15 protein-coding genes and 1 pseudogene are annotated in these 18,131 nt (G+C 43.6%); 6 read left to right on the top strand and 10 right to left on the bottom strand.

From position 1 onward, the window contains the following. Positions 1-163: 163 nt before the first annotated feature. Positions 164-1,093, bottom strand: coding sequence for a glutaminase A (gene glsA / locus D4N35_RS12470; RefSeq protein ID WP_120074105.1), 930 nt, complete (start codon positions 1,091-1,093; stop codon positions 164-166). Positions 1,094-1,329: 236 nt separating this feature from the next. On the opposite strand from glsA, the gene D4N35_RS12465 reads away from it, so the two are divergent. Next, positions 1,330-2,211 carry a DMT family transporter gene (locus tag D4N35_RS12465; RefSeq protein WP_120074103.1) on the top strand — a complete coding sequence of 294 codons (882 nt, stop codon included), beginning with the start codon at positions 1,330-1,332 and terminating at the stop codon, positions 2,209-2,211. 291 nt (positions 2,212-2,502) lie between these two features. On the opposite strand, the gene D4N35_RS12460 is transcribed toward D4N35_RS12465, so the two are convergent. Next, positions 2,503-2,991: an SRPBCC family protein gene (locus tag D4N35_RS12460; protein ID WP_120074100.1), complete on the bottom strand. Its 489-nt coding sequence runs from the start codon at positions 2,989-2,991 to the stop codon at positions 2,503-2,505. A 120-nt stretch (positions 2,992-3,111) separates the two neighbouring features. Then, on the bottom strand, positions 3,112-3,942 hold the full coding sequence (locus D4N35_RS12455; RefSeq protein WP_164876360.1) for a helix-turn-helix domain-containing protein: 831 nt from the start codon (positions 3,940-3,942) through the stop codon (positions 3,112-3,114). A 581-nt stretch (positions 3,943-4,523) separates the two neighbouring features. Here D4N35_RS12455 and D4N35_RS12450 point away from each other — a divergent pair. Further along, positions 4,524-5,008, top strand: a pseudogene (locus D4N35_RS12450) (SRPBCC domain-containing protein). A 29-nt stretch (positions 5,009-5,037) separates the two neighbouring features. Further along, the gene (locus D4N35_RS12440; RefSeq protein ID WP_120074092.1) at positions 5,038-5,376 is read left to right on the top strand and encodes a DUF1801 domain-containing protein; all 339 of its coding nucleotides are present in this window, start codon (positions 5,038-5,040) and stop codon (positions 5,374-5,376) included. A 245-nt stretch (positions 5,377-5,621) separates the two neighbouring features. Here the strand turns inward: D4N35_RS12440 and D4N35_RS12435 are convergent, their stop codons facing one another. Next, positions 5,622-7,781 (bottom strand): ATP-dependent helicase, encoded by a 2,160-nt coding sequence (locus D4N35_RS12435; protein WP_120074090.1) that lies wholly within the window; start codon positions 7,779-7,781, stop codon positions 5,622-5,624. 396 nt (positions 7,782-8,177) lie between these two features. Next, a complete protein-coding gene (gene cyoE / locus D4N35_RS12430) occupies positions 8,178-9,092 on the bottom strand; it encodes a heme o synthase (RefSeq protein ID WP_120074088.1) in 915 nt (304 codons plus the stop codon). 773 nt (positions 9,093-9,865) lie between these two features. Here cyoE and D4N35_RS12425 point away from each other — a divergent pair. After that, the gene (locus tag D4N35_RS12425; RefSeq protein ID WP_120074086.1) at positions 9,866-11,917 is read left to right on the top strand and encodes an EAL domain-containing protein; all 2,052 of its coding nucleotides are present in this window, start codon (positions 9,866-9,868) and stop codon (positions 11,915-11,917) included. Positions 11,918-11,985: 68 nt separating this feature from the next. On the opposite strand, the gene D4N35_RS12420 is transcribed toward D4N35_RS12425, so the two are convergent. The 3 genes from D4N35_RS12420 to D4N35_RS12410 all read right to left on the bottom strand — a co-directional run bounded on the left by D4N35_RS12420 (position 11,986) and on the right by D4N35_RS12410 (position 14,759). Then, positions 11,986-12,849: an STAS domain-containing protein gene (locus tag D4N35_RS12420; protein ID WP_120074084.1), complete on the bottom strand. Its 864-nt coding sequence runs from the start codon at positions 12,847-12,849 to the stop codon at positions 11,986-11,988. Between the two features lie 163 nt (positions 12,850-13,012). Continuing rightward, positions 13,013-13,624, bottom strand: a complete 612-nt coding sequence (locus D4N35_RS12415; RefSeq protein WP_120074082.1) for a response regulator transcription factor — start codon at positions 13,622-13,624, stop codon at positions 13,013-13,015. 1 nt (position 13,625) lies between these two features. After that, positions 13,626-14,759: a sensor histidine kinase gene (locus tag D4N35_RS12410; protein ID WP_120074080.1), complete on the bottom strand. Its 1,134-nt coding sequence runs from the start codon at positions 14,757-14,759 to the stop codon at positions 13,626-13,628. A 111-nt stretch (positions 14,760-14,870) separates the two neighbouring features. Between D4N35_RS12410 and D4N35_RS18130 the strand changes: the two genes are divergently transcribed. After that, positions 14,871-15,023, top strand: coding sequence for a hypothetical protein (locus D4N35_RS18130; RefSeq protein ID WP_164876254.1), 153 nt, complete (start codon positions 14,871-14,873; stop codon positions 15,021-15,023). A gap of 151 nt (positions 15,024-15,174) precedes the next feature. Here the strand turns inward: D4N35_RS18130 and desA are convergent, their stop codons facing one another. Both desA and mnmH read right to left on the bottom strand, forming a co-directional pair. After that, on the bottom strand, positions 15,175-16,227 hold the full coding sequence (desA, locus tag D4N35_RS12405) for a Delta(5) desaturase DesA (protein WP_120074078.1): 1,053 nt from the start codon (positions 16,225-16,227) through the stop codon (positions 15,175-15,177). Between the two features lie 306 nt (positions 16,228-16,533). Next, positions 16,534-17,580, bottom strand: a complete 1,047-nt coding sequence (gene mnmH, locus D4N35_RS12400) for a tRNA 2-selenouridine(34) synthase MnmH (protein WP_120074075.1) — start codon at positions 17,578-17,580, stop codon at positions 16,534-16,536. A 221-nt stretch (positions 17,581-17,801) separates the two neighbouring features. On the opposite strand from mnmH, the gene D4N35_RS12395 reads away from it, so the two are divergent. Then, complete coding sequence (locus tag D4N35_RS12395; protein ID WP_120074073.1) at positions 17,802-17,993, top strand: YbxH family protein; 192 nt, start codon at positions 17,802-17,804, stop codon at positions 17,991-17,993. Positions 17,994-18,131: the final 138 nt, after the last annotated feature.

Raw genomic sequence — 18,131 nt, 5'->3', positions numbered from 1 at the left:
TTGTTCCTAATTAAGAACGTCATCGGTAAAAAAATAATAAACAAAAGTTATGTTACCTTTATTTTAAGTTCATTATAAAGAACAAATCAAGAGGAAATTTAGTTTTTCTTTCGATTGTTTTCTACAAGTTTTTTTGGAGCGCTGAAGCCGCTCCCACTGTTCTCTAAAACATACTCAATTGATACGTCTCAGACAACAATTCCAATAGTTTAATTCCGGCGATGCTGTTTCCTTTTTCATCCAGAGCCGGACCAAATATGCCAATGCCGAATTTTTGCGGGACTGCTCCCATAATTCCGCCGGAAACACCGCTTTTTGCCGGGATGCCGATTTTGATGGCGAATTCACCGGATGCGTTGTACATGCCGCATGTGACCATGAATGTTTTACAGATGCGCGCAATATGTTCGGGTATGAGTTGTTTGCCGCTGTCCGGGTCCCGGCCGTTCATAGCGAAGATCATTCCGACTCTGGCCAATTCGAGGCAGTTCATTTCTATCGCACACTGTTTTGTATACAGATCCATGAGCTCTTCGACGTCTTCATCGATAACTCTATGCTGCTTTAAAAAATAACAAAGTGCCCGGTTCAGTTGCGACGTATCAAATTCGGATTTTGCCACTTCTTCATCTATGCAAATATCAGGATTGTTGGCAAGTTCCTTGACAAAGGAAAGTAACCGCTGGAATCGGTCTTCAACATTGCTTCCCTGGATCAAATGTGTCACAACAAGGGCTCCCGCATTAATCATCGGGTTGAGCGGTTTGGCAGGTGCCATCGTTTCCAATTTGGCGATGGAATTGAAAGGATCACCGGTCGGCTCCATTCCCACTTTCCCAAACACTTCATCGGTCTCTCTTTCCATTAACACGAGCGCAAGGCTGATCACTTTTGAAATGCTTTGGAGTGTAATTTTTCTATCGATATCACCTGCGGAAACACATTCCCCGTCAGGATAATGGATGGCAATTGATAAATCATTTGGATTTGCCTTTCCTAAAGCGGGGATATAATCCGCCACTTTTCCGAATGCAGCACATTTCTTGGCTTCTTCCACAAACATTTTCAGTTCTTTCTTTGAACGACAGGCCATGTTCATCACCATTTCGTAGTATATGCATGTTGGCTGGTAAATATCAGCAAAAAATCCGGTGTAAAGATGTACCTCGCCTTAAAAGAATGAAATAAAAAAACTTTAGAAGGGTCTTTTTTTTCTTTTGTATTTGTAATACGATATGAGATAGGTCTTAATTTTCTAAAGACGGCTTCCATCCCATTGGGCGGAAGCTGTATTTTATTGTTCGAAAATTTGGTTTTTGGAGGAAGTTTATGCGTAAATATATCGGGGAATTAGGTCTTATCATTACAGCCTTCATTTGGGGAAGCGGCTTCGTTGTCACATCGATTTCATTGGATTATTATTCGGCTTACCAGAATATGGCGGTCAGATTTTTAATCGGCGGCGTCATATTGGGGCTGGTTTTTTATAAAAAAATGAAGCATGTACAAAAAGGAACCGTTATTAAAGGGGCTATTCTTGGCAGTATTTTATACTTGGCTTTTGCCTTGCAAACAGTTGGTCTGCAGTTCACGACGCCTTCCAAAAATGCATTTTTGACAGCGGTCAATGTAGTCATCGTGCCGTTGATCGGCTGGGCCATTTATAAAAAGCGGATGGACAAATTTGAAGTGGCGGGAGCAGTCCTGGCAATGCTCGGCATCGGATTTCTCTCGCTCAAATTTTCAGCGGAGCTCAATATCGGAGATATCCTTTCTTTCTTATGTGCGATTGTTTTTGCGTTCCATATCATTTATACGGCCAAATTTGTAAAGACCGAGAATCCGATTCATTTAACGGTAGTTCAACTTCTTGCTGCTGCTGTTATGGGATTCATAATCCTGTTATTCAGGGGAGAAGCGGCTGTGCCAATTGTGGACGGGGCGGTATTCTCCTTGGTTTATCTCGGAATTTTCGGGACAGCGGCCGCGTTTTTATTACAGACGGTCGCGCAAAAATTCATTTCGGAAACGAAGGCGGCAATTATTCTTTCAACAGAGTCTTTTTGGGGGATGGTTTTGTCGATTGCAGTGTTAGGAGAAGTGATCACACTGAAAATGGCTGTCGGAGCGGCATTGATCCTGCTCGCCATCTTGATTTCAGAAACGAAGCCAAGATTTCTCAAGGCTATGCCATTGCGGGAGAAAGTGTAACAGGTAAAGAAAGGCACATTGTTTTCCGGGCTTTGAGCAGCAACATCATACCGCCCATTACATACCTATTGCATAATCATTTAATCAGATCGGCCCGCCATGGTAACAATGTTTAGTTCAGTTTATATAGTTAGTTCCAATCTATGTTTGTTCATTTATAGCCTCCCTGTTAAGACTGGCATTCATCCCGGTTTCAATCCCAGGATGAATGCCAGATACAATCCATTACATGCCCTCCAAAGGCACGCTGCTCATACTGTCTCCAATCGTATATTTTCGGGGATAGAATTTTCAACGTACAGTCTTTTGTAACTCCAGAAAAGCGGCGAGATTGGCCAGCGTGGAACTCATACCGGCTTCATGGTCGTCCTGCCGGATGCCTTCAGGCACGTTTTCGCAGACGATTGTGACTTCGGTACCTTCCGGGACTTCGTCAAAATTCCAAGTCATGATCATGCTTCCAGCGAACGCAGGTTCCTCGGATTCAAACACAATTCGTTGCACGATTCTCTTTCCCGGAATAAGCTTGAGGAATTCCCCCTGAACAACATCCGAGTTGTTAGAAGGTTTACCCACAGGATGATCCAAACCGATATAGGTTAGGGTCATGCGATAGAAGCCACCCTCCCTTGCGTCGAACGCATCGATTCTGCCCTCCATTCCTTTCGGAGGAAGCCAGGTAACGAGCGCCTTCGGGTCCATAAATGCCTGATAGACTGCTTGCGGCACCGTTTTTATGATTCTCGATGCAGAGTCGATTCTGCTCGATTTGTTTTTCATCTTAAACATTCCTTTCATTATATAAAATATATTACGAATTTTTTTAAAAAAGCTATCGATCAGGATGTTTATGATTGGTCGCTTTGCTGGCAGCACGTGTATGGGCTTTGACTCGAATTGCTAAAAATAGATAATCTCTCCGACCTCGTTATGCAGCGACGTATATTTAGTTGGCGGGTACCCCATGAAACGTTTAAATTCCTTTATGAAGTGCGCCTGATCGTAGTAGTGATCGATGAAAGCTCCGCCTTGCAAGAAGCTGTGCTTATCTTGAAGCAACGCCTGGAAGCACGATTGGAAACGAACGATCGAGGCAAATGTTTTCGGACCAATCCCCAGCCGCTCCGCGAACTTGGCACGAAGCCACCGATCGCTTCGTCCCGTCTGTTGTGAAAGCGACGCCATCGAAATCCTGCCGCTTGCGTTTATAATTGCGAACACTCCTTGTTCAAAAGTCGTATCTCTTTGGGTCCGGGTAAGTGCCACACTAAAGTAGTCTTGAAACAAGACTGACTTATGCACCGGATCAGACGCCACATACATCTGCTCTTCCAGGATTCGGATTGCCGACGTATCGATAATATCTCCAAACGGCAAGATTACATTTCGCAATTCATGTTGCGGTACAGTGAGCAGACGATAAGCGGCGGCGGGATTAAGTTCGAAACAGATGCAGCCGAACGGCTTCCCTTGATCGAAATCGGCGATCACAGGGCAGTCTGATACACCTGCAACGATCAACCGGTGTTCTGGAACCGGAAACGAATGCCCGTCGATCCTGCCCGCAAGATGCCCTTCATAGTGCATCATCAACTTCACGGAGCCATTTGGCGCGATGATCCGCATCTCATCTTCGGAAAGCATCCCATTGCTTTCGAATATCCAAATGTCTTTGATGAATGGTTTCAGATCAAGGCGAGGCGATAAGCGACTGATGGTAAGGTTGCTCATGTGAATCCCACCCCCAATTTTGTACATGCATATTTTTTACTGGCATTTCCGATTAATGAGTCCTGAACAATGGATTTGAAACTAATGTATCACCAATTTTCTGGTTTGAACAGGCTTTGATCACTCATCGCTTCCGATTTCTACAATACGGATTATTTAGTTTCATATACCTTTAAGCTGCAGACAGCAGGATCAAACCTTGAACAAAAATGATATTTGAGGTGATCGCAATGGTATAGACATCACCCCACATTTTTTAAACCTGCATGCGAAGGACGTGAAAAGATCGATGGCTTTTTTACGGAACTCGGCTTCAAGTTCAACTTGCAGTTCACAGACAGGAAAAAGCGGCTTACCTCGTATTCGGCAACAATATATTTACCATTTTACTGACAGAAGATTATTTTAAGTCATTTACGGCAAGGAAGCCCTCATACCTATAGGGATGGTCGTTGTCTATAAACGCAGGATAACAGCCATTTTAACCAAATAATTACTATTGCCTGCCAACTAGGAACCTCAAATGTGAGGAAAAACATACCGTACGATGGTGGGGAATAATTTTCCAAAGGAGGATAATCATGAGCAAAAATGAAACCGAAACTATCTCTCGTGTAGAGAACCTGTCCCTTATTGTTGAGCGTGTGTACAATATGCCGCAGCAATTAGTCTGGGATGCTTGGACGAAGCCTGAACATGTTTCTCTCTGGTGGGGCTACGGGGGCGTGCCGCTTTATGTTTGCGATGTTGATTTACATCAAGGTGGCTCTACCGGTATGTCCAAAAGGGAGAAGATGGCACCGAATATCCGTTTATTGGGAATTATCTTGAGGTTGACACTCCTAATAGGCTTGTCTATACCCAAATTTTTGACGTCGAACCCTTTAATGAGCATGAGTCAGTGACGTACGATACGTTTGAAGAAATTGAAGAAGAGAAGACAAAACTGACGAGCAGAACGGAATTCAAGTCAGCCGAAGCGCTCCAAGGGGCTTTGGATACGGGAATGGAGCAAGGCGCAATTGATTCGATGGAGCGGTTTGCCAAGCATCTTGAAAAAATATAAAAATACATGTTATAAGAAAGGTGGAAACAATGAACCACGAAGTCACTACATTTATCGAAAACCTTGGCCAGCCGTGGAAGATTGAAGTCTGCAATCAACTTCGCCAACTGGTCCATAAAGCAATACCGAAAGTGGAAGAACGCATTCAATACAAAAAGCCGCATTTCCTGAAGAACGGTCATTATGCCGCAGTCATCTCACCCTCAAAGGACGCCATAGCTTTTATGATTATGAATGCGGGCGACCTTGAATTTCCGAAAGGTTTTGATGGTCCCGCCGAGCGGAAATGGCTCAAAATTCGTGAAGGGGATTTACCTCCGTATGATGTGCTAGCCAAACTGCTTGTTGAGGCATCCGGTTCCCTCTGATACTCAAGAGTGAAACAACTTTTACATATATAATAATCTTTTTGGGCTTCAACTGTCATATGCATTAATCTTAAAGGGTTAATGCATTTTTTCTTGCAGCATTACTAAACGGATCGGGCGGTGGCCGGTTTGAGCGGTACAGCCCAAGATCGGGCATCTATACCGCTAATTAGTGGCCGACGTTCCTGCTAAAGAATCCCGGGATAAGACATCCGCACGGTCAATTGGCCGCCAATGCCCAATATTCACACTAGCTCCAGCAGCCCGCGTTCCAAACACATTTCTACAGAGAGCGCCTTCACCTGCTTGGTAAACTGAACGTTGATGGTTTCCTGGTCTACACTCGTAATCGTGCCCGTCCCAAATACTCTGTGCTTCACTGTCATGCCAGAGCGCAGTGCAGACCGGACACGAATGGCATTTGGATTGATGGCAATACCAGCCTTAGTATTCTCCTTTTTCAAAGCACCGTACCGCTCCGTGCCTTTGGACTCAATTTTCTTTGACGGATGGACGATATTCCTAACGTCACTGACAAACTGGGATTCCACTTCTTTCGAACCATCTTTCTTTTGATATGAAATCAACTCCAAATGCTTTTTTGCCCGGGTCATTCCGACGTAAAACAAGCGGACGGCCTCTTCCATGTCCCCTTTTTTGTCTTCAGCTGAAGGTATGACACCGTCGATCAGGTCGATCATGTAGACTTTTTCAAACTCAAGGCCCTTTGCGCTGTGGAAGGTGGAAAAGGTGACCGCATTTTCATCCTTCTTGAATTGGGATGTTTTTAATTTCGCCTCCAAATGCTTTAGACGGGCCGCAAACTCTTCCATTGTTTTGAGGTCCTGCGCAATTTCTTCCAGCGTATTTAAAATGCCGAGCAGGTATTCTTTCCGGAATCCCAGGCGCTCACACATCTTTTCCAGCGCTTTTTCATATCCCAGCCGCCCCCTGATAACGTGGATCGCATGCAGCGGCGGCATTCCTTTCATCTGTTGGAAGGTCTCCTTATTTTCAATCAATTTTCCCACCTGATAATCTTTTAATTGGACAAAGTTTATCAGATTATCAAAAACCGACTCATTATTTTGGATCCGCTTTAAGGCCATCATCTGTTTCTTTGTAATATATCCATTAAGCTTCGTATGGATTTTCTCCAAAATATCCGGCCGCTTATCCGTAAACGTCATTCGCATAAAGTTCAATATATCACTGACGACCCAATGGGAGAAAAAACGGTTGTCCGCATCTTTCATGAAAAAAGGGATGCCTGCCCTGTCAAATTCGTTTATCAATGATATTGAAGATGAATTGTTCCGATACAAAACTGCAATATCAGACAGATTTCCCACTTCCCTGATTTCTTTCACCAAATATTTCGCCTGGCGCTTGTAATCTGAAAATTTTTTAAATATAATAGGCTTTGACGAAGAATTTTTTGTGAACATGTTTTTGGCATACCGGTTTTTATTCTGTTTAATAAAAATGTTCGCCGTCTCCACAATTTCCTTGGAGGAGCGGTAATTCTGCTCCATGAATAAAACATCCGCATTCGGATAAGTCTTCTTGAAATTCAACAGATAAGAAGGCTCCGCACCCCGCCAGCTGTAAATCGACTGGTCATCATCCGCCACCACACAAAGATTGCGATGTTCCCTTCCCAGCTTTTCAATTATTTTATGCTGTACCAACGACGTATCCTGGCTTTCATCCGTCAATATGTAATCGTATCTGCTCTGATATTTCTTCAGAAGCTCCTTCTCATTCTCAAAAATATCATTTGCCATTGTCAGCATGTCGTCAAAATCAAGCAGCAGCTTCTGATGCCCCGTCTGCTTGAATTTTTCGTACCTCTGTAAAATTTTCACCGCTTTAGGAACAGTGCATTTGACCGACGGCCAATCTTCCCGGGCAATCATTTTATTTTTAATAAAACTGATATACGTCATAAGCTCTTCCAGTTGATCGTCCGTCATGGTTTCACCGGCAACAGATTCAAACAGATTCCGTAAAACCAACTTCTTATGCAAGCCATTCTCAGTATTTCCCTCAATAATCTGGTAATCCACCCGTTCCTTGTACAGTTGCTCCCGAACCGTTTCATAGGCCAGGCTGTGTATCGTAGAAAAATCCACAGAAGGAAGTCCGGGAAAAAATTGCTTAAAGCGCTCTTTCATATCACTGGCAGAAGCCCGGCTGAAGGTGACGGCTTTTATCCGGGTTGGAGGAACTTTCTTCTCTTGAATAAGGTAGCCAATCCGCATAATGATTGTGGTTGTTTTTCCCGAACCGGGCGAAGCCAGCAGAAGCAGCGGTCCTTCCGTCTGAAGTACCGCCTTTTTTTGAACCTCATTTAAAATAACACCTGTTTCCGCCTGCATTCGGCCAAAAAATTCATGAGACATTCCGAAAAAATCCTTTCAATTACTGTTAACTCCATTATAACCGAAAAAAAAGCACTCAGAAAAGCACAAGGCGCGCAGCCTTAGGCGACAAGCACAAGACGAATTTTGATGAGGGAGCTTTTCAGCCACCACAGCAAAGCAGCTAATTTAAATCACACCGTGTAAAGCATCACTGAGAGGCTGCGTGCAGCTTTGCGACGAGCTGAACAAGGCTTCCTCGAAAAGGCTATGGCGCAGGAGCACATTCTTCCTGAATAAGCTTCCTTGCGGCTTGATCCTTGCGCCGATGGCGCCTGGAGCTGGACATATCACATCATCATTCCAAATAAACGTTTTGTCCAAATTTATACTTTTTTAACAGTGAAAAAAGAGGAGTTCAACATCAACCCCTCCACTCTACAAAGTCACCAAGACCATCATGATGAATAAAATCGCAATATAATTGACTGACACCACAAAATTGATCCGCGCCCATTTATAATCATCTTTTACAAAGAATCCCCAAATCGCCAGCCCGAGCCATGCGAGGTTCATCACGGTTGCAACAGCGATGAATGTTGTACCAAGCGGCCCCAAAAAGAAAGGGAACGGCAATAGGCATGCAACATAAACAAATATTTGGCGCTTTGTCATTTCAAATCCGCGGATGACAGGAAGCATCGCAACTCCCGCCGCTTTGTATTCATCATGTCTTTTCATTGCGATTGCAAAAGTATGCGGCATCTGCCAAATGAACAAAATCATGAAAAGCACAATCGGAACAATGTGGTTGGCAGAACCGACTGCCGCCCAGCCGATCAGCGGTGTAACCGCGCCGGAAATGCTGCCCACTACCGTGTTAAATGTATACTTGCGTTTTGTCCACATCGTGTACATGATCACATACGTGAACCACCCGATAAATGCATAAAGGACGGCTTCCCATGTTGTGAAAGCCAAAAAGACAAATCCAATTATGCTCAATACTATCCCAAGCACTACAGTTGTTTTCAGTGAAATCCTGCCAGTTACGGTTGGACGGATTTGAGTCCTGTCCATGACAGTATCCAAATCAACTTCGTACCAGTTGTTCAGGACAAGCGCACCGGCCATCACGAGCGTGCTCCCGAAGATTGTCAGGAAAAACAAATTCAGGTTCATCGCAAATGGGGTATTGGTAAAAACCAATGCAAGCCAGAACCCTGCAAAAACGGGCAGTACATTGGCAATCAGCACAATTCCCTTGAAAAGCGCCATCATATCGGCAAAAAATGCCGTGATCTGCCCGCCTTTTACTTGTCCTCCGTGAGTTTCGGTCTTACTCAGTATCATATTCATTAGTCCCCTTAAAAAGGCAGGGCGCAACAGCCCGCCGATATTCGAGCCATTCAGGCCGTTATTTCAACGATGGTACTACCATCTGCATCCATTATAATATGAAATTTCTGTTTCGCATAAAAGAACGGATAACTTTCACCAAAATGTTGAATATCCCGTGTCATGCGACTTTTTACAGAGTAAGAAAGCATAGGATGTTTTAGCTTTAAAATTTTGAACAAAGCCATTTGTTGTCTAGCTTCGACGGACAGGAGGTCCTAGTGCCGCCGGCGCCACAGGACGTGGCGCTTTAAGGCGGCCAGCGCCTATCGACTAGCAGACTTCGCACCTCTGGTGCTCCTGCGGCGCATCTTATTCGGGAAGTATAGGCTCAGCTCGTCGCAAAGCTGCACGACGCCAACTCGAGGAAGCATCACACGAGGCCATCTCAAGTAGTAGCTTTCCTACGATAAGTCAACATCGGCTCGTTCCTCGCCGTGTTGTCTGGCTGCGAGTGCCATCGGCTCGAGGTCATAAGCCAATCGCTGCTGAAGGCAAACTACGCCTTCTTCAGCGCTTGTCTTATGCTTGTCGCCGATAAGCAGGCACTCTCCGCCTTTCCTTATCCTTTATCTCGTCGGAGGCACTCCAGTCTGTACGTCGATGAGCAAGGCGCTTGCGCTTTTCTTTAAAAATCTAAACATTCCCCTTTACAAAATTCGATAAAAGCCGATAAAAAGGATGAACAGTTCTTTTACCTAAACTAAGTTGGAACGAGGGTCCCGCAAATGGAAAAAATTACATTTATTTATAACAGTTCAATTGTACTCATTTCCATTTTAATCTCAATCTTTGCGTGTGTCACGACGCTTGATCTGCTCAGGAGGGTCCATAAAGCAGAGACTAAAAAGAGCAAAAATCTCTGGCTCGCGGCAAGCGCCTCTATGATGGGCATTGGCATTTGGTCCATGCATTTCACTTCCATACTTTCTCTTGAGACTGGTGCTGAGGTCATATACAATGGGCCGATGACAATGTTTTCGCTTATTGCAGCGATCTTCATATCCTATGCCTCCTTCTATGTCTTCACGTTCAAAGAAGAGATCACTGTTTCAACCCTGGTACCTGCTGCCGTCCTGTTAGGGGCGGGCATTATCGTCATGCACCATATTGGAGTAAAGGCGACCCTTACAAATTTTCACATTGAATATAATTATTTGCTAGTGGCAATGTCGATTGTTTCTGCAGCGGGGTTATCTTTTATTGCAGTCTTTTTGTTCTCAAAGACAATTAAAGAAAGCTTCTCTCTTTATCACATACCTGTTGCTGCCATTTTGTCGTTCGGGGTTTGCATAACCCATTTCATCGGAATGAAATCAATGACAATCTATGAAACTCATCATGATGCGGGCCTTTTGAATTCCAAAACATGGGAGTTCTCCATCGGATCAAATTCCGTATTGATCGGGATTGTCGTACTCAACTTCATCATAGTAGGCTTGATGCATACCCTGTCGCTGAAGGAACGCAGAAATCATGAAGCGAAAATGAATTACATGGCCTATTATGACCAATTGACCGGACTTCCAAACCGGATGAAATTTCAGTGTAATTTAAGGGACGCCATTTTGCGCAGCGAGAAAAACAATCATCAGCTTGCAGTTATGTTCATCGATTTGGACAGGTTCAGGCTGGTCAATGATACGCTGGGTCACCAGCATGGAGACAGATTTCTCATCAAAGTAGGTGAAAGATTAGTTGAAAATGTCCCTTCGGAGATACTTATTGCAAGGCACGGCGGGGACGAATTCATTCTTTTGCTGGAAAATACGGATGAATCAAAAGTTAAGAAAGCCGCCGAACAAATCTTAAGCCTTTTTATGAAGCCCTTCATAATTCAAGAAAAAGAATTTTTTACTACAACAAGCATTGGGCTCAGTATGTACCCGGATGACGGCAAAGATGTAAGCAGCTTGATGAAAAATGCATATAAAGCGATGCATCTGGCTCAAAAAAACGGATATAACAACTATCAATTTTTCGTACGTGAAGATAACACGGTGCATGACAGAAAGATAAAAATAGAACAGGGATTGAAAAAGGCCCTCCATAATAATGAATTTGAGCTATATTATCAACCGCAGGTACATTTGAAAAGCAGGCGGATTGTCGGGGTGGAAGCATTGCTTCGCTGGAAGCATCCGGAATTGGGGAATATTTCACCTTATGAGTTTATTCCGGTGGCTGAAAATACAGGCATGATCATACCAATTGGAAAATGGGTCATACAGGAGGCATGCAGGCAGATCAAATTATGGCAAAGTGCGGGCATCCGGATCAAAATCGCCGTAAATGTCTCGGCATTGCAATTTGAGGATCATCAATTCATCGAACTTGTCAATGAATCATTAAGTCAAAATTTGCTGCCTCCTAAATACCTGGAGCTTGAAATAACTGAAAGCGTCATGCAGAAGATCAATCAATCCTTTGCCATTATCGGCAAACTGAAAAACATCGGCATTAAAGTATCGATTGATGATTTCGGTACCGGCTATTCATCTTTGAGCGTTCTGAGCAATCTGCCGATTGACGTTATCAAGATCGACAAATCTTTCGTAAGTAAAATGATGACAGACGAAAATACTGCATCTCTGGTAAAAACAATTATAGAAATGGGCAGCAACCTGAACTTCGGCTTGATTGCCGAGGGTATCGAAACGGAAGAACAAGCAGAATTCCTTATGCAAAACGGCTGCCATCTTGGGCAAGGCTATCTTTACAGCCCTCCGATAACAAAAGAGGAAATTGGAAAATTGCTTAATAAAGAAAACGTCGTTTAAATTTCCAAGAACAGCAAAGAAAGCAGCCGGTCCAGCGGATGGCTGCTTCTTTGCGAAAGAGGTCATGATTATTTCACGGATTGTTCTGCCACAATCAGGAATTTGTCCTTCAATGCCTGCTGCAGCGAACTGTATGTATCGATTTTGGAAAAATCCAAAGCTAATTGAATGGCGGTTTGGGCGATTTCGGGGCGGATACCGGTGATAGTGGATTTTACGCCAAGTAGATCCAAGGTTTGCGACAACTGATAGATTTGATGGGCAACCATCGTATCAATAATTGACACTCCGGATAAGTCGATATACAGGTGGGATATATTGATTTCCGTACATTTTACCGGAACGCATTCATAAATCTTCTTCGCCCGCCATGTGTCAATGTCGCCGACCAGCGGAAGTACACCGAACACTTCATTTATTTTGATAACCGGCGCACTTAGCTCGTCGATCAAACTGGACTGTGCTGACAGTTTATTGTTCATTAATAAGTTGTAAGCTTGCGAAAATTCTATGGCCAATTCATCGAATGCCCTGTTTATCTTCATTCCCCACTTTAAAAGATTCTCCTGGGTCACCTTTTCTGAATTTATCTCCAGAAACCTTTCCACAAAACGCCAATAAACTTTCCGTGCGTTGCTTAATGCTTCCAAAACTTCAGGGATCGGGGTATTGCTGCTGACCCTGCTTTTGGCTACAAGCCGCACCCACTTTTCCTTATTCTTTTCAAATTCCCTTTTATCTTCCAACAGACTGCTCGTGACAGTCAGATTCGTTAATTGGTTTTGTTCCTTCAAATAGGCTTCCGTTTCTTTGTCTGCGTCAACAGAGTAAATGGAACCATGCTCTTTTCTTCTTTGAGTAAGCCACTCGTTTGAAATACTTTCTATCCGATCAACAAGATAGCCATAGAGCTCCATATCCAAATCGCTCATTATTTCACCCCATGTTATAATTCCTTTTATTGGAATTATAACATAAAGGCTTTGCGAAAACCCCTCATTTTAAAGTACACGAATATCCATAAAATTTATGCTTTCCTTTGGATAAAGGATTCCATTCCGAGTAATTATTCCCGCATTTTACAAGGGCGCCCGGCTATTTAAACCATCCTTTTTCCTTGAACCGGGAGATGGCTTCAATCCTGTTGCCGACGTTCAGTTTTTCGAGGATGGAAGATATATAGTTTCGGATAGTGCCCGGTGTCAAATAAAGTTCCTTTGCAATCTCCTTTGTCGTTTTCCCCTCGGCAACAAGGCGGAGAACTTCACTTTCACGTTCTGTCAGCGGGTTTTCCATATAATCATCGTCCCCGTAGGCGATATCCACAAGCTCAGGGGCGTACATACGACGCCCGTCCATAATTAGGCGGACCGCTGAAACGAGTTCTTCAATCGGGCTGTCCTTCAGTAAATAGCCCCGGACTCCGGCTTTTCGGGCGCGTTCAAAATAGCCTGCCCTTGCAAAGGTGGTCAGGATGATAATTTTACTGGAAAAGCCTTTTAATTCCTGCGCTGCTTCAAGTCCCGTTTTTACCGGCATTTCAATATCCATGATGCAAATATCGGGTTCAAGATCTTTAACAAGCCTGACCGCCTCTTCCCCGTTCCTCGCTTGCCCGACAACTTCCATGTCTTCTTCCATATTTAGTAAAGAGCCAAGGGCGCCGAGCATCATCCCTTGATCTTCCGCGATGACAATACGAATCATATCAGTCAACCTCCTTCATGATATGTGTCAAAACTACAGGTACGCGGATTGTCAGCTTTGTTCCTTCTTCACCTTCGACGTGAAGGCTGCCATTTACAAATTCCAGCCTCTCCCTCATTCCCCTCAACCCACTGCCGGGTTCCAACTTTCCTCCCCTGACAATTCCGATTCCGTTATCTTCGACAGAGAGGACATATTCGTTTGGCAATTGTTCGAATTTGATCCGGCACGCTGTTCCCCGGCTGTGTTTGACCATATTCGTCACCGCTTCCTTCAGGCACATGCTCAAAACACTTTCAATAATTGCCGGTATTTGTCCAAAAGAAGGATTGCCCTCAATGATTAATTCCATTTCTGCCGCTTGGAGCATCTGTTTCGCCCTGACAAGCTCATTTTCCAGCTTCGCCGCCCGAATATCGGCAACGAGCTCCCGAACCTCACGCAATGCTGTGCTGGCGGTCTGCCTGATATCTTGGAGTTCTTTTTCGGCAGTCTTGGGATCCCGGAAAATCAGCTTTCCCGCCAAATCGCTTTTCAAGCCGATCAATGATAGTTTTTGCCCAAGGATATCGTGCAAATCCCTTGAAATCCGCTCCCGCTCTTCCAGAACGACCAATTCTGAAATCCGTTCATTCGCATGCTCGAGCTGCCCCTCCAAATTGATCTGCTTATTCCTGTAATACAAATTGAAGGGCAGAAGCACCGTTCCAAGAACAGATACGAGAATAAAATGGATTTGCGGAAGGAACAAATCGATTTCTATAAAAAATCCCGCTACGATCGCACCTACAGTAAACGCAATATGCAATCCGTAAATGATATAGAATCCGGCAGGATTTCGGATGTTCCCTATAAAAAATGCTGTAAAAATAGCCAGATATACATATCCGAACAATAAGGTCATGACAATATTAATGACAATTTCAAAACTGACCCACATATACACAAGACCATTTTTAGCCTTATATGAGAACATATACGACAAAAAATATAGCAACATCAATGTTATCCCGATTAAGATTTCCAAAGGCGACGACGACCTGAAAATGAAAAAGAAAGGCAATAGGCAAAAAATAATCCATACATAAATACTCAACCATTTATTTCTTGGAAAAATACTGAACCAGCTATCCACGCCAGATGTCCCCCCCTGTCTGTTGGACATATTATATCATTAGAAAAGCGCAAGCGCCTTGCCCATCGACGTACTGACTGGAGTGCCTCCGACGAGATAAAGGATAAGGAAGTGCGAGAGTGCCTGCTTATCGGCGACAAGCATAAGACTAGCGCTGAAGAAGGCGTAGTTTGCCTTCAGCAGCGATTGGCTTATGACCTCGAGCCGATGGCACTCGCAGCCGGACAGCACGGCGAGGAACGAGCCGATGTTGACTTATCGTAGGAGGAGGTGCGAAGTCTGCTAGTCGATAGGCGCTGGAGCTAGACAACAAAAGGCTTTGTTCAAAATTTTAAAGCTAAAAAATCTTATGCTTTCTTACTCTGATATAAATGAAAGAAAAGCCATTCCCTCTACATGGAATGGCCCGGACCATCTATTTTGTTTCAAAACTTACATGTTTCGGCTTCAATTTCGGCCGTTTTCTTTCTGTCTGAATCCTTCGCTGTGCCTCTTTGAAAGTGACAAACGTTTTATTTTCCGGATCATACAATTTGTATCTCAAAGATTCGAGGCTTGTTCCGATTGTGATGGTCGTAGCGTGATGAAGCGGTGGGTTAGATTCATGCGCTTCCTCCAAATGATAGTTCGGGACACGCGGCGCCAAATGATGTACGTGATGGAAGCCGATGTTTCCGGTTACCCACTGCAGTACGAGGGGCAGCTTATAATAGGAGCTGCCTTCAACGGCCGCTTTTACATAATTCCACTCCGATTCATCCTCAAAATAAGAGTCTTCGAAGGTGTGCTGGATATAGAAGAGCCAAATTCCAAGCGCCGCCGCAATAAACATGATGGTTCCTTGAATGATAAGGAAATCCTGCCAGCCGACCGCAACCATCATCAACGTGTAAATGCCAACAATCAACAAATTCGTCAAATGCGTATTCAAACGCTCTTTTCTCCTTGCGTCCTTCCGATTGATCCGATTCGAGACCAGGACAAGATACAGCGGTCCCAATCCGAACATGACAAACGGATTTCGGTAAAACCTGTAGCCAAGACGCTGCCACTTCGAAGCCTTTTTATATTCGTCGATGGTCATCACCCAGATGTCGCCAACGCCGCGCTTATCGAGATTCGAACTGGTGGCATGATGTATCGCGTGCTCCCTCTTCCACTTTTCATAAGGAAATAGGGTCATGATTCCTGCAATTGTCCCAAGCATATCATTCGCCTTCTTATTTTTGAAAAAAGATCCGTGGGTGCAGTCGTGAAAGATGATAAATATACGGACGACAAACCCTGCGGCCACAACTGCCAATCCAATTGAAAGCCAGATAGATACGGATAAACTCTGGTACGCCAGGAACCATAACAGTAAAAACGGCGGAATCGTATTTAAAATTTGAATGGTACTCTTTTTCAGATCAGATTTGGCAAATGCCGATACACCTTTACGCAGTTGTTTCGTTCTCTCTTTATCCATGAAACCCTCTCCCAAATGTTGTTACATCTAATGATAAGAGCAAGTACCAATTTAGAGTAGGCATAAACGTAATCACTTTCGGATGACAAATGTCATTTATTGTGAACATATTCACATAATTCCCTTCTTTGAACTGCTTGTGAAATGGGTGACCTTGCAAACAGTTCAGGGGTGAAATTGCTGCCTGGCTCTGTACAACTGTTATCGTCATATTAAATATCTTTTTGGTAGGCTATATTATGCTGACTGGGCATGATTTGAGCTAAAAAACAAGAAGATCATCGCAACATTCCGATGATCTTCTTTCTACTTTATTCCGATATTTGCTCGTTGTATCGTTTCCAATACCTTTGTTAATGCATCATCAACAGAATCCGCCTGAATCGTAATTTTCTGGGATTCTGGGAAATGCGAAGCGGAATATTCATATCTTGGATCATAATAATATTCCAGCAGAAGCTTGACAGCCTGTATGAATTTCCCGTTCTCCAAATACGATTCTATCTCTTTTGCGACAGGGGTATGGATTTTCTTTTTTATCAATCGGAATGCCTCTTGAAACCGTTCCGGATAATTCCAAGGCTCGTACTCTTCAATAATGTTTTTCACCCGCTCTTCCAGCGGCAAATCGATGAAGATCTGCAAGCCCTTTTCCTTTTTGTCATAAATGATATCCGGCAAATAAACTCTTCCGATCCGTTTGCTCTCCCCTTCGATAAAAACAAACCGTTCATTTTCATATTTCAGCATTTCTGTCACGAGTGCAGCATCAAATTTCTTTTGGTTGCTCGGCGTCAGGCCTATCTGGCCGAAAATCGATCCGCGGTGTCCCGCCATTTCTTCAAGATCAATGACAGGATACCCTTTTTCCTTCAGTTTCTGTAAAATAATAGTTTTGCCTGTCCCAGTGTATCCATTCAAAACAAGCAATTCCGGATGGAACCTCCCTGTTTCCAGGTAATTGACAATCCAGCGCCGGTATGAGCGGATACCACCGTTTAAACGGTTCACACGGATTCCCATTAAATCCAGAACAGTTGCCGTGGTTTTACTGCGCATTCCTCCGCGCCAGCAAAAAACAGTCATAGGCGTTTCAACCTTTTTGAATTCGCCGATAAACTCAGGGAGCTTTTTTGAAAAGATAGCCAGCCCTTTTTCCATCGCTGCTTCTTTTCCCGCCTGTTTGTAAATCGTTCCGACTTCCGCACGCTCTTCATCATTTAAAATCGGAATATTGATGCTGCCTGGAATCGTCGCTTCCTTGAATTCCTTGGGAGAGCGGACATCGATTATTGTATGCGGCTCTTGATCTTTTTTGGCGAGTAAATCAGATACTGTAATATCATGAAACATCACATTCACTCCAAGCTATTGGACCGTAATCTTTCCTTTAATTTCTCCAAGTTTCATTATTTTAACATATTATGGGACCTTGGGTTATTGAGCTCACTTTTTCAAATGATCAATCTCATTTTACAGGGAATCTGTCAGGGTTTCCATGATTCGAATATTGCATGATTAACTTGGTTGTGAGAAATAATAAATCCAATATATTTCATTTGGAGTTGTTGAAAATGGGTGCCATTGAAAGAAATGGATTTATATTTGAACCGGAATACAGTGTCATTGAGCAAAATGGGGCAATTCATGTTTACCGTGAAGGTGAGTTCATCGAAGAATTGAAGTTTTCCTTTTCCGGGGAATATCCGGAGTTAGATCAGATTGAGGAACTGGTCGATGAGTATTGTGAGCGGAAAGGTATTTAGCTAAAAACTTCAGAACTTGATCATTTTTTCCTCCGGTTTTATATATCAAGGGAAAAATTTTGTGGAACTATGATTGACAGACTTGACAAGATTAAAACATGTGTATATATTTAAGATAACTACTTTGCATAACCAAGT

Source organism: Siminovitchia fortis (assembly GCF_003605365.2).
In the GTDB taxonomy this organism is placed as follows: domain Bacteria; phylum Bacillota; class Bacilli; order Bacillales; family Bacillaceae_C; genus Siminovitchia; species Siminovitchia fortis.
This window is presented reverse-complemented; position numbering and strand designations above follow the sequence as displayed.